This window comes from Saccharothrix deserti, assembly GCF_009769385.1.
Lineage (GTDB): Bacteria > Actinomycetota > Actinomycetes > Mycobacteriales > Pseudonocardiaceae > Actinosynnema > Actinosynnema deserti.
In genome coordinates, this window is record NZ_VKAB01000044.1 from 67,420 (window position 1) to 79,174 (window position 11,755).

At 68.6% G+C, this 11,755-nt stretch carries 12 protein-coding genes and 2 pseudogenes; 8 read left to right on the forward strand and 6 right to left on the reverse strand.

Annotated elements, in window-relative coordinates:
* The first annotated feature begins 258 nt into the window (after window positions 1-258).
* The gene (locus FM051_RS42105) at window positions 259-1,125 is read left to right on the forward strand and encodes a rhamnogalacturonan acetylesterase (protein WP_158852697.1); all 867 of its coding nucleotides are present in this window, start codon (window positions 259-261) and stop codon (window positions 1,123-1,125) included.
* A gap of 222 nt (window positions 1,126-1,347) precedes the next feature.
* A complete protein-coding gene (locus FM051_RS42110; RefSeq protein WP_202919318.1) occupies window positions 1,348-1,575 on the forward strand; it encodes a hypothetical protein in 228 nt (75 codons plus the stop codon).
* Between the two features lie 205 nt (window positions 1,576-1,780).
* On the opposite strand, the gene FM051_RS42115 is transcribed toward FM051_RS42110, so the two are convergent.
* Complete coding sequence (locus tag FM051_RS42115; RefSeq protein WP_202919319.1) at window positions 1,781-3,127, reverse strand: glycoside hydrolase family 43 protein; 1,347 nt, start codon at window positions 3,125-3,127, stop codon at window positions 1,781-1,783.
* Between the two features lie 773 nt (window positions 3,128-3,900).
* On the opposite strand from FM051_RS42115, the pseudogene FM051_RS52480 reads away from it, so the two are divergent.
* The 4 genes and pseudogenes from FM051_RS52480 to FM051_RS42130 all read left to right on the forward strand — a co-directional run.
* A pseudogene (locus FM051_RS52480) lies at window positions 3,901-4,890 on the forward strand (glycoside hydrolase family 43 protein); the annotation flags it as partial.
* A gap of 116 nt (window positions 4,891-5,006) precedes the next feature.
* A pseudogene (locus FM051_RS54200) lies at window positions 5,007-5,096 on the forward strand (hypothetical protein); the annotation flags it as partial.
* Window positions 5,097-5,195: 99 nt separating this feature from the next.
* Window positions 5,196-5,765 carry an MFS transporter gene (locus FM051_RS42125; protein ID WP_158852699.1) on the forward strand — a complete coding sequence of 190 codons (570 nt, stop codon included), beginning with the start codon at window positions 5,196-5,198 and terminating at the stop codon, window positions 5,763-5,765.
* Between the two features lie 289 nt (window positions 5,766-6,054).
* Window positions 6,055-6,429, forward strand: coding sequence for a YciI family protein (locus tag FM051_RS42130; RefSeq protein WP_158852700.1), 375 nt, complete (start codon window positions 6,055-6,057; stop codon window positions 6,427-6,429).
* Window positions 6,430-6,647: 218 nt separating this feature from the next.
* Here the strand turns inward: FM051_RS42130 and FM051_RS42135 are convergent, their stop codons facing one another.
* Complete coding sequence (locus FM051_RS42135; RefSeq protein WP_158852701.1) at window positions 6,648-7,100, reverse strand: iron chaperone; 453 nt, start codon at window positions 7,098-7,100, stop codon at window positions 6,648-6,650.
* Between the two features lie 190 nt (window positions 7,101-7,290).
* Complete coding sequence (locus FM051_RS42140) at window positions 7,291-7,917, reverse strand: VOC family protein (RefSeq protein WP_158852702.1); 627 nt, start codon at window positions 7,915-7,917, stop codon at window positions 7,291-7,293.
* Between the two features lie 300 nt (window positions 7,918-8,217).
* Here FM051_RS42140 and FM051_RS42145 point away from each other — a divergent pair, with 300 nt between their 5' ends.
* Window positions 8,218-8,505, forward strand: a complete 288-nt coding sequence (locus tag FM051_RS42145; RefSeq protein ID WP_158852703.1) for a hypothetical protein — start codon at window positions 8,218-8,220, stop codon at window positions 8,503-8,505.
* Between the two features lie 199 nt (window positions 8,506-8,704).
* Here the strand turns inward: FM051_RS42145 and FM051_RS42150 are convergent, their stop codons facing one another.
* Entirely contained in the window at window positions 8,705-9,514 is an 810-nt protein-coding gene (locus FM051_RS42150; RefSeq protein ID WP_158852704.1) for an SAM-dependent methyltransferase, read from the reverse strand.
* Window positions 9,515-9,785: 271 nt separating this feature from the next.
* The gene (locus FM051_RS42155) at window positions 9,786-10,247 is read right to left on the reverse strand and encodes a MarR family winged helix-turn-helix transcriptional regulator (protein WP_158852705.1); all 462 of its coding nucleotides are present in this window, start codon (window positions 10,245-10,247) and stop codon (window positions 9,786-9,788) included.
* Between the two features lie 73 nt (window positions 10,248-10,320).
* Here FM051_RS42155 and FM051_RS42160 point away from each other — a divergent pair, with 73 nt between their 5' ends.
* Window positions 10,321-11,115 carry an SDR family NAD(P)-dependent oxidoreductase gene (locus FM051_RS42160; protein WP_158852706.1) on the forward strand — a complete coding sequence of 265 codons (795 nt, stop codon included), beginning with the start codon at window positions 10,321-10,323 and terminating at the stop codon, window positions 11,113-11,115.
* Window positions 11,116-11,265: 150 nt separating this feature from the next.
* On the opposite strand, the gene FM051_RS42165 is transcribed toward FM051_RS42160, so the two are convergent.
* Entirely contained in the window at window positions 11,266-11,514 is a 249-nt protein-coding gene (locus FM051_RS42165; protein ID WP_158852707.1) for a hypothetical protein, read from the reverse strand.
* Window positions 11,515-11,755: the final 241 nt, after the last annotated feature.

An 11,755-nucleotide genomic window follows, 5' to 3' on the forward strand; every position in this document is an offset into this window, starting at 1 on the left:
ACGACTACTTTGCGTCTCAAATACTTGAGCGCCGACAGGTAAGCGACGAATCGGGCGTTGGCTCTTGTGGACGACCCAAAGCCCCTCCATACTACGAAACGTTAACGATCGACGCTCGTCGAATTTCACTTCGAATGGGCCCCTGGTGCCCGGCGCCGGCCGGTTCACGTCCTCCTCCGCCGAAACGGGCCCACTGATCGACCCGTCGGTCTCGGGGAATTCCCCCCGGCCGTCCGCCTCCAGAAGGGAAGACCACGCATGCTCCTGAAACGCCCGATGTGGCAACGGCTCACGGGCCGACGACTCGTCACGCCTGCCGCCGTCATCGGTGTTGTGGCGGTCTTATCGATCGTTCCAATGGCCGTCACGGGGGCGCGTGCCTCGGCGGCGACCCCCGTTCACGTCTACATCGCGGGAGACTCCACCGCGTCCACTTATGTGTCCTCGCTGGCTCCCCGGGCCGGCTGGGGGCAGGCGCTGCCGGTGTTCCTCACCTCCAACGCCGTGGCGGTGAACGTGGCCAAGTCGGGGGCCAGTTCCAAGAGTTTCATCGATCTGGGCCGACTCGACCACATCCTGGCCCGGATCAAGAGCGGTGACTATCTCCTCATCTCATTCGGGCACAACGACGAGAAGATCGACGACCCGACCCGCTACACCGAGCCGTCGACAACGTACAAGTCGTACCTCTCCCAGTACATCGACAAGAGCCGGGCCAAGGGAGCGATCCCGATTCTGATCACGCCCGTGGAACGACGCCGCTTCACCAGCGCGGGGGTCGCTTCCCCGTCGCACGGCGCTTACCCGGCGGCCATGCGCGAGCTCGCGGCGGCCAAACGCGTACCGCTGATCGACCTGACCGCGTCCAGCATGGCGCTGTATAACCGCGCAGGCGTCGAGGGAACGAAGAAATACTTCATGCACCTGGCGGCTGGGCAGTACCCCAACTACCCCGACGGCATCCAGGACAACACGCACTTCCAGGGGTTCGGCGCGATCGAGGTCGCTCGACTCGTCGCCACTGCGTTGCGCAACCAGGGCGTCATGCCGTCCGCCAATTTCCGGCAGCTCACCGCCACCATCCCCACCAGCTCGATCGTCTGGCCAACGACCGCACCGTACTGAGGACCGCCGGTCGCCCCCCTGCCGTTGGCGACATCCCCGAAGGTCGATGAAAGGTTCACGCATGCCCCTGCACGGCAAACGCCGAACCATCGTGGTCCGCGGTGCCACAGCCCTCGCGGCATCCTGATCACCAGGTCGACGTTTCTGAGTTCGGCCGCGGCGCGGACCGTCGCCCTGGGCCGCTGCTGGCACGCCGGTGGCGCCGCCGACGCGATCGGTCAGGTGCTGGTCCGCGACTCGACGCTGGGCGCGCACATCCGCCAAACCGGAGCGTGGCAGGACATGGGCGGCTTCTCCTGGAAGACGTGCCGGTTCAACGAACACACCAACGGCGGCGCCGGAGTCAGCACCGGCACCACCGACCGCCCGCAGATGAGTAGCGCAACCGCGGCGAACTACACCGCACAGAAGTACCTGGCCGGCAGCGACGGCTGGAACCCGGTGCAGTAGCCCGTCGGCGTTCACCAAGACCGCTCACCCTCACGCCCTCCCGTCCACTAGGCCATCGCGTCGTGGACGGGAGGCGCGTCATCCTGGTGCCGAACCCGAACCCATCCGGGTGCCGTCACATCGACGGCGTGTGCGAGACCCGTGATGTCGGCTGCCTGTTCGGCCCACGGCCGTGGCTCCGGTCCCGCACCGTCCGGTCACCGTGTCACGGGGCGATTGCGGTGAAGGACGAGTCCTGTCGGAAGAGGTCGGTGTTGGTGTGCGGGTCGACCCACAGCGAGTAGTCGCGGTGCCGGATGTAGCGGCCGGGGAAGTTGAACGACTCCAGCGCGACTGACCCGTTGACCGCGCCCGGACGGGCGACGAAGGTGGCGTCCTCGGCGAAGACCGTCCCACTTCCGGTGTCCATGCGCAGCCCGAAGGCGTAGTGCCTCAGGTACCGGCCGTCGGCGGCGCGGAAGGAATAGCCGTTCGGGTCGGCGAGTCCCGGGACGATCGTGAACGTCGTCCTGGTGGTCCCGAGACCGCCGTCCGCGTTCCAGTAGCGGTCGGGGAAGTTGACCGAGCGCAGCACCCGCGGGCCGGTCGGCAGGGTCGGCCCACCGGGCACGTTCTCCCGCGGCACGGTCAGGTGCTTGACCGTGCCGCTGAGCCCCGGCAGCAGCACGGGAGGCGACCACGTGCGGAAGGTGTCCCGGCTGTCGGTGAACCAGAACCGCCGGTTGCGGTAGTCCTCGAAGAACAGCCGCCAACCGCCGTTGTCCAGCGGCACCGCTGTGGGGCCCTCGCCGTCGTAGTCCACGAAGTTGGCGGTCTTCCAGATGGTGTACGGACCGGTCAGGCTGCCGGCCGTGGCGAAGTCGATCGACCTCGTCGAGGTGCTCTTGCAGAACGCGTGGTACGTCGAGCCGATCTTCACGATGAACGTGTCGATGTAGGCCGCCGGAATGCCCGTCAACGGTGCCGGAGCGCTCCAGGCGGTCAACCCCGCGTCCGTGGCGGTGATCTTGTAAGGCTGGAAGGTCCCGTTGGGAGCGCCGTTGAAGTGCAGCGACACGATGATGTTGACGCTGCCGTCCGTGTCGATGAACCACTCCGGCGCCCAGCTGTTGCCGATGCCCGTGCCGGGGATCGTGATGTTGCCCAGGAACGCCCAGTTGACCCGATCGGTGCTGGAGGCCAGGCCGATCTGGTTGCCGGTCCAGGAGGCGGTGTAGGTCAGGTAGTACCGGCCGTCGGTGTGGCGCATGATGCTCGGGTCACGGGACAACCCGGTCGGCGGCGTGTACGCCGGGCCCTTGAGAAGGCGGAATGCCGTCGCGTCAACGGAGTCGTAGACGTGCACGGTGTTCTCAGCGGCGTAGGTGAAGGTCGTCATCGTGTACCGGGCGGTGGTGCCGGACGGTGGCACGGCCGCCTCGGCGGTCCCGAACAGACCTGGGAGCACCGGGATCGCGAGGCCGGCGAGGCCCGCCTTCAGCAGCGTGCGGCGTCCGCAGGCCGCTCCCGGCACGCCGTGGGACTCACCGGGCATCCCTCGTACAAACGTCACAGCTTCCTCCTTGAAGCACTGCGACGGACGGCGCACCCGAGCGCGTCGAAAGCCCGGATCACCGCCGTGGCGTTATCGGCGTCACCTCAGCCGTGTTAACGCTAACAGGATGATTCGGCGGATCTCAAGCCCTACTTGACCCCTCCGTGAAACCGGACCAGAGCGACACGCGATCCAGCCGCAAGGACGCTTGACGTCAATGTTCACAAATGCGAACAAAATTGCACAGATTCCGCTCATAAAGTCAACACCTTCTCAGCAATGCGGTAGCACCTGCGCTTACGCTGACAGTGTTATCGTTAACATCGATTTGCCGGATCGCTCGATCGGCACTTGTCGGGGTGAAACGGGTGCGTTACGGTGCCGTCACACCGCTCCCCGGCGTGCTGACCCGGCACATGACGGAGGCGTGCAGTCCATCCAGTTCGCAAGGAGGCGACGCATGGCTGCGCGCGAGTTCCCCATGCCGGGGATGAGATCCACCGGAGACGTCAGACGCACGGCCCGCCGGCCCGTGCCGGCTTCAACGGGCCGACAGCCGAACATCCGCTGACCGGCCGCCCGCGGTAGTCCCGCGCCGCGCCGTCGTTCCGCACGCCGTCGTTCCGCATGGCGCACCGACGGTTGTCCCTCGCGTGCCGTGCGGCTGCGGTCGTGTGTGCCCACATGGCATGTGCAGGCCCGAATCCCCTGTGCCACAAGAAATTTCCGCTCTTCCCCGTTGACCGGCGGTGATGCCGGTCGACGATCAGGCAACCCTGTGAGGAGTGCTCATGCCGTACACCCGGTCAAGAGGAGCCGTGCGACGAGGTCTGTCACTCGTCGCGGCCTGCGCGGTCGTGCTGTCCTCCGTGCTGGTCAACGAGGGCGTTGCCGCCGCGGCACCCGGCCCGTCGTTCACCAACCCCGCCGTGCAGGCGCCGACCAGCGCGGACCCGACGCTGGTCACCTACAACGGCGCCTACTACTACGTGGCCACGACGTGGAACTCCGACATCGTGATGCGCAAGTCGACCACGATCGCCGCCCTGCGAGCCGCCCCGGAACAGCTCGTCTTCCGCGCCACGCAGAACGAGGGCTGCTGCACGATGTGGGCCCCGCACCTGGAGCAGATGGGCGACCGCTGGTACCTGTACTACTCGATGGAGCCACGGCCGGGGTACGGCAAGCGTCGCACGCACGTCCTCGAAAGCGCGGGCAGCGACCCGTTGGGTCCGTACACCTACCGCGGCATCCTCAACCTGATGCCCGACGGCGGGTGGGCCATCGACGGCGCGGTGCTGAAGCTCAACGGCGCCAACTACTTCCACTACTCCGCCTTCGGCCCGGACGGACTCCAGTCGCTCTACATCGCGCCGATGGGCACGCCGTGGTCGGTGTCGGCGTTCGGCACCCGCATCTCCGCGCCGACGTTGGCGTGGGAGAAGCAGGACGGTGACGTCAACGAGGGCTCGTTCGCGTTGCAGCGCAACGGCCGCACCTTCCTGACCTACTCGGCCAGCGGCTGCTGGGGCCCCAACTACAAGCTCGGCATGCTGGAGTACAAGGGCGGTGACCCGCTGGCGCAGGCTTCCTGGTCCAAGTTCGCCGACCCGATCTTCCAGCGCGACGACGCCGCCGGCGTCTACAGCCCCGGCCACCACTCGTTCTTCACCTCGCCGGACGGCACCGAGACGTGGATCGCCTACCACGCCAACTCGTCGGCGTCGCAGGGCTGCGGCAGGACTCGCACGACGCGGGTGCAGAAGATCTCGTGGAACGCCGACGGCACGCCGAACCTGGGCACACCGGTCTCCACCTCCACCGTGCTCCAAGGCCCCTCGGGTGAGACCGGTGGCCCGGTGGCGCGGGTCCACATCCGCAACCAGCACAGCGGCTTGTGCCTGGACGACTACAGTTCGCCACCAACCCAGGTGCGGAGGTCCGGCAGTGGACCTGCAACACCGCGTCCGTCCAGGACTGGTACCTCACCCCGACCGGTGACGGCTACTACCAGATCTTCAACGGCCACAGCGGTTTGTGCCTGGACGGTCTGAGCCCCACGCAGGCGGCCCTCCTGCTGGCGCCGATGACCGTCATCAACGTGCTGCTGGCACCGCCCGTAGGACGGTTGACCGATCGCACCCACCTCCGCTACGTGGCCGGGACCGGCCTGTTGTGCATCATCGTCGCGCTGGTGCGGCTGGCCGCCGTGCTCGACCCCGACGTGCCGATCTGGCAGTTGCTCCTCCCGATCGCGCTGCTCGGGGTCGCGAACAGCATGATGTGGGCGCCGATCAGCAGCACCGCCACCCGCAACCTGCCGATGACGCACGCCGGCGCCGGGTCCGGGATCTACAACACGTCCCGGCAGATCGGCGGACTGCTCGGCAGCGCGGCCATCACCGCCGTCATGCAGACCCGCCTGGCCGCGCTCGCGCCGGCCGCGTCCGGCGGCGGCAGCCCCGAGACCGGCAGCGGACCGCTGCCGCCCGCCTTGCACGCCGCGTACAGCACGGCCATGTCGCAGTCCCTGCTCGTGCCCGCCGCTGTGCTCGTGGTGGGCCTGGCCGCCGTCCTCTGCTTCGCCGCACCCACCCACCTGCGCACCGGACAGCGCGGACCCCGCCCGACGAACGACACCCTCGCCGGTCGCTAGTGGCCGGCCAGGCAACGCAAAGGGTGGGCGACTCAATCGTTCGGGTTGTCACGTCCGCTCAGGGCGTTGGTCAGCGCTGTGGCTTGGGCGTGCCAGAAGGCCTGTGACACCGGTGCCTTCGGTTCGATCGTGCGCGGTTGTTGCGCATGGTGGTTCGGGTCGGTGTGGCGTGCGGCGCCGTTGGTTGAGCAGCACCGGCCCGGCCACCCGGTCCTCGACAGCCCGGTCGAGGGCAGGGGCAACAGCGGATGGCTGCCGGAGGAGAACGCCGGGACAAGGGAGTCAGGGGATGACGCGGTACTTGATCTCGTTCGGTGTCGGCGCGATGGACCACATCCCTGACGAGGAGATGCCCGACGTGGGCAAGGCCTCGCACGCGGTGGTCCAGGAGGCCGTGAACGCCGGCGTGTGGGTGTTCGGCGCCGGACTGGAAAGCCGGGGGGCGAGCGTCGTGGCCACGGACGGGACGGTCACCGACGGCCCTTACCCGAAGACCAAGGAGACCATTGGCGGGTTCTCGGTCGTCGACGTGGCCTCACGCGAGGAGGCGCTGGCGTGGGCTGCCAAGATCGCCGTCGCTTGCCGCTGTGCGCAAAAGGTCCGGCAGCTCCTGCCCGACCCCGAACAAGACGCGATGCTCCGCCAGGCCGGCAGGCGATGGTGACGTCCCGACGATGTCTGATCGAGGGAGACCCGCCACGCTAGAGCAAGACTTGCCTGGCCGCGGTTGACGACGCGGGTCTGCGCATCGACCTGAGCCGGGGACACGGGGCGGTGACCCGGGGATCAGGCGTGGGGCGACGCCCGGTCCTCGGGCCTGGCCGGATCCCCGCAACCACTGATCGCCCAGTGGAGCGACAGCCAGGGCTGACCGGCTTCGGATCAGCTCACCGCTTGCCGCACGAGGGCACTGATGCGCTCCTCCACTTCGGCCGTCACGTCGGTCAGGGCGAAGGAGGTGGCCCACATGGTGCCCTCGTCCAGGTTCGCTTGGTCGTTGAACCCGAGCGTCGCATAGCGCGCCTTGAACTTCTCCGCGCTCTGGAAGAAGCAGACGACTGTGCCGTCCAGCGCGTAGGCGGGCATTCCGTACCAGAGCTTCGGCGCGAGCATCGGGGCCGCGGCTTTGACGATGGCGTGCACGCACTCGGCCGTGATCCGATCGGAGTCCGGCATCTCGGCGATCTTCGCGAGTACGTCCTGCTCCGCCTCTGCCGCCTTGTCCGCACGCGACTTGCGGCGCGCTTCCTTCTTCACCTCTTGGGCGTGCTCCTTCATCGCGGCCCGCTCCTCGGCCGTGAATCCCTCGTACGTGCTGGTCTTGGTGTTGCTCATCGCAGATTCCCCTCGAGGATGGCGGTGTGCGGGACCTCAGCCCGGCTCACCGTGACGGCCAGGTGTTCTTCGGCGGGTGGAAGTGTGATGTCGTCAACGTCAGGTCGACGATCGGCGGGCGAGTCGGTTGAGCCCTCGGCGCTGTTCCGGGTGGGCGCGGCGACCATGTCGGGCAGGCGGTAGCGGCACATCAGGACCGGGCTGCCACTGAGGTGGTTTCCCAGGTGAACCCGTCCGGGTCGGTGAAAGGCTCGGCGGCGCCGCCGACCACGATCCGATGCGATCCGGTGCCGTCCGCGGAGACGCCGACGTCCTTGGCGAGAGCACGACGCCGGTACAGAGCCAGTTTGACGGGGCTCGACCCGGTGGCGAACTCGACGTACACGCGGCCGAAGCTCTTCGCCACGGCGAAGCCCTGGTCGACGTAGAACCGCTTGCTCGCGGCCACGTCCGCGACTCCGAGCAGGAGCACGATCTCGTCGACCCGCCGGGTGGCGGGGCCGGTGTCCTTCTTCGCCGAGGTCGCGACCTTCCAGATCGTCCCGTCCGGGGCCTGCACGACCCCGCCGTAGCCCCAGAACGACTTCGCTGCGGACTTCAGCGACGTGGCGCCGGCGTCGAGGGCGGCGTCGATCAGGGCGTTGACGTCGGCCGGCTGGGACACCGTCAGTGACAGGGTGAACCCGCGGAAGCCGGTGGTCGGTTCCTGCGAGGCCCGCAGGCACAGCTGGGTGCCCAACCCGAAGGCGGCGGCGTAGAAGCGTTCGGCGGCCGCGGGGTCGGCCACTTCGAGGGTGATGGTGTCGATCGAGGTCATGACAGGAACGCTAAACGCGACCCGGCGACCGCCGCTTCTTGATTCCTGACCGGTCCTGACGCAGCGCCACGCACGCGTTCGACGAATTCGACAACCAGTCCGTGCTCAAGCGGCTCGCAGCGCTCCACTCCCGCCCCACGAGCAGTGGCTGTTCGGCGGCGAGGATGTAGTCGGGATGGCGGTCGAGGTTCTTGCGGGCGCGGTCGTGGCGCATGGTGGTGCGTGGGTCGACGTGTCGGGCGGCGATCTGGGGCTCACGTAGTGCTCACAGCACGCCACTCCCGCTGGTACAACACTCCCGTGCGCGCGAAGCAGCCGTATTGGCAGAGCTACTGGTACGACCTGCGCTTCCGGTGCGAGCGCACCCCGTCGTTCGAGCCGATGGGGCCGGACGGGCCGCGGCAGGTGCCGAACAAGTGGTTGGCGACCGGGTCGGTGGACGAGTTCGTCGACTGGTTTCTCGCCGAGTGCGTCGACGACCTGGATGACCTGCACGGCGAGCTGCGCATCCTCGTCTACACCGAGGCCACACCCGGGCCGGACACCGAACCGGTGCTGGTGCGCACGGTCGAACTCGGGCGCCGCTGAGCGCGGCACCACCACGAACCAAGGGCCCCCGGGTTGATGGGCGGCGTGGAAGACGGCCGCGTCCTCCTCTGCGCAGGCGGGCGGGCTCTCTGTGCAGGTGGGCGGACTGTCCCGGTCGACACTCCATCGGCTACTCATTGACTGGCGGGACGGCCGGTGCCCGGCCGGGCTCGGTGTTCGGGGGGACGCGCCGGCACGGTCAGCGGATGCGGCCTACCCCGGCGTAGACACCACGCACCGCGGCGAGTTCGGCATCGTGCAGACCGTGTTCCGGGTGCCAGGACGGCGCGTCGACCACGCCCGGTTCCACGACGTCCAGCGATTCGAACAGCGTCATGACTTCGTCGTGGGAGCGGAAGTACATCGGGCTGGGGCTGTTCTGCATGGTCTGGCGGACCTGTTCCATCTCCTCGGGGTCGTGGTCGGCGGTCAGGTGCGAGATCGCGACCAGGCTGCCCGGGGGCATCTGCTCGGCGTAGCGGGCCACCAGCCCAGCCGGGTCCTTCGCGTCCGGCACGAAGTGGTACACCGCCACCATCAGCAGGCCCACCGGTTCGCCGTCGTCGAGCAGGCGCCGCACCGGCTCCGCGCCCAGCACCCGGTCGGGCTCGGTCAGGTCGGCCTGGACCACGTCGGACAGCGGATCGTCCCCAAGGATCAGCAGGCTGTGCGCCACCGCGACGTCCTCGTAGTCCACGTACACCACCCGAGCGGTGGGGTCGACGCGCCGGGCGATCTCGTGGACGTTGCCCACCGTCGGGATACCGGAGCCGAGGTCCAGGAACCGCGTGACACCTTGTTCGATCATGAAACGGACCGCGCGGCGCATGAACGCCCGGTTGGACGCGGCGATCTTCCGCGCCTGCGGATGCACCATGATCACGCGCTCGCCGGCGGCACGGTCGGCGGCGAAGTTGTGGCCGCCGCCGAGCAGGTAGTCGTACACCCGCGCTCCCGACGGCTTGCTCGTGTCGATCCCGACGGGCACCCAATCCCCGTTGCCGGACATGGGCTCCTCCTTCTGACAGGCGGTTTCGGGGCACCCACCGTAGCGGACCCACGGCAGCACCGAGGTCGCGGAAGTCGATCATCTTGTCCGCGTCATCCCTGACCAACCCGGTCATCCCGCTCCGGTGGCGGGCCGTCGGCGTCGCTGTAGTCGCGGGCCGGGGTGAACGCCGCGCCGGCCGGCAGCTCCACCACCACGGGCATCGGCCCGGGGATCGGCGCTCCACAAGTACAACGCCCGCCGACAGTCGGCGAACCTCCCCAGGGCCTCGCTATGACTTCGAATCGCGGACCTCGTCGATCACCTCGTCGAGCAGTGCGGCGAACCGCGCGGCGTTGTCGGGTCCCAGCCGCTCGGTGATCTGGTGCTCGATCGAGGCGATCACGGCGTCCGCGGACTTCAGCGCCTCGCGGCCGGCGTCGGTGAGGTGGAGCTCCTGGATGTGCCGGTGGCGGGGATGCGACCGCCGCTCCAGTTGCCCCTTGTCGACCAGCCTCGCGACCAGCGACGCCACGGCCTGCGGGGTGACGTCGAGCCGGCGGGCCAGCTCGGCGCCGGTGAGGCCGGGTTCGGTGTGGACCGACATCAGCAGGGAGTAGTGCGCGGGCACCATGCCCAGTGGCCGCAGCCGCTGATCCTTGAGCGCTCGCGCCCCCAGTTCGGCCCGGCGCAGCGCCCACAGCAGGCGGTTCGGCGCATCGGCACCGACCGGCTCGTCGTCATCCCGCGTCATGCCGCAACCTTACAACTCTCTCAGCTACATCAAACACTTGATAGGCAACAGGCACTTGTTCTACAGTCGGCTTGTGACTCGAACTCTTGCCTTGATCACCGGCGCCTCGTCCGGCATCGGTCTCGCCTACGCCCGAGCGCTGGCCGCCGACTGCGATTTCGTCCTGGTGGCCCGGCGCAGGGACCGGCTGGCCGACCTGGCCGACGAACTGCGGGACGCCGGCGCCGCCGGGGACGTGCTGCCGGCCGACCTCTCCACCCGCGCCGGCGTGGCGGCGGTGACCGAACGCCTCGCCGCCGGGGACGTCCGGCTGCTGATCAGCAACGCCGGCGCGTCCGGGAGCGGCCGGCTGACGGAGACGGATCCGGCCGACATCGACCCCTTCCTCACCCTCAACGGCGTGGCGACCTTCGAACTGGTGCGCGCCGCGCTCCCCGGCATGCTGGTCGCCGACGAAGGCACGATCATCACCGTCGCCTCACTGCTGGCGTTCAGCGCGGGGCAGACCGACGAACACCTCCGGCCGCGCACCCTGTACGCGGCGGCGAAGGCGGCCATCGTGGCATTCACCCGAACCCTCACCGGAGAACTCGCCGACACCGCCATCCGCACCCAGGTGGTGTGCCCCGGGATGGTCGCAACCGAGTTCGGCGGAGGCACACGCCGCCCCACGCCGTTCACCATGTCAGCGAAGGGCGTGGTCCAGGCCAGCCTCGCCGGCCTGAGCCTCGGCGAGTCGATCTGCATCCCGGGTCTGGAGGACCAGTCCGCCGTCCTGGACCTGCTGGTCACCGCCGAAAGCGCCCTGATGTTCGACGGCAACCGCCCGGTGACGGCAACCCGCTACCTGCAATCGGCGGACAGCTGACAACAGAGCCGAGCCTGCGACCCGGTTGTGCGCGCCGACCGGACCGTCACCGTCCCCGATGCCGACCGGGATGCGCGCCCAGCGGCGGGTCCGCGATCCTCATCACCAGCCGACGCCTGGCGCAGCCGGAGTAGTTGGGACAACGAGCACTCAGGGCTCGCGGTCCAAGGCGGTCGCCAGCTCGGTGGTCAGCTCGCCCAGCGCCGCCGGATCGAGGTTCCGGACGCGGTGGGCGGTCAGTTCGACCGTGAGGTGCCCTTCCAGCGAGGCGAGTTCCACGGGGTTGCGCAAGTCCGTCACGTCCCACAGCTTCGCGCTCCGGTCCGTGGACGCCGTGGCCGGCGTCCGCCCGTCCGGACTGAAGGCGACGCCGTTCACCGGGGTCACATGATCGTCCACTGTGGACAGCAAGATCACCTCAAGCCGACCGCGCTGCGCTACGACGTAGTTGTCGCCTGGACGTAGACGGAAGCCTGATCGGCTCGCCGTCGGTGCGGAGGTCTTCGAGCACGGAATCTCCGACCGCCTTCGCCGTCGGTCAGGCGCTGTTGAGGAACGCGAGCAGGTCGGCGTTGAGTTGGTCCTTGTGCGTGTCGGTGATGCCGTGCGGGGCGCCGGGGTAGACCTTGAGCTCGGCGCC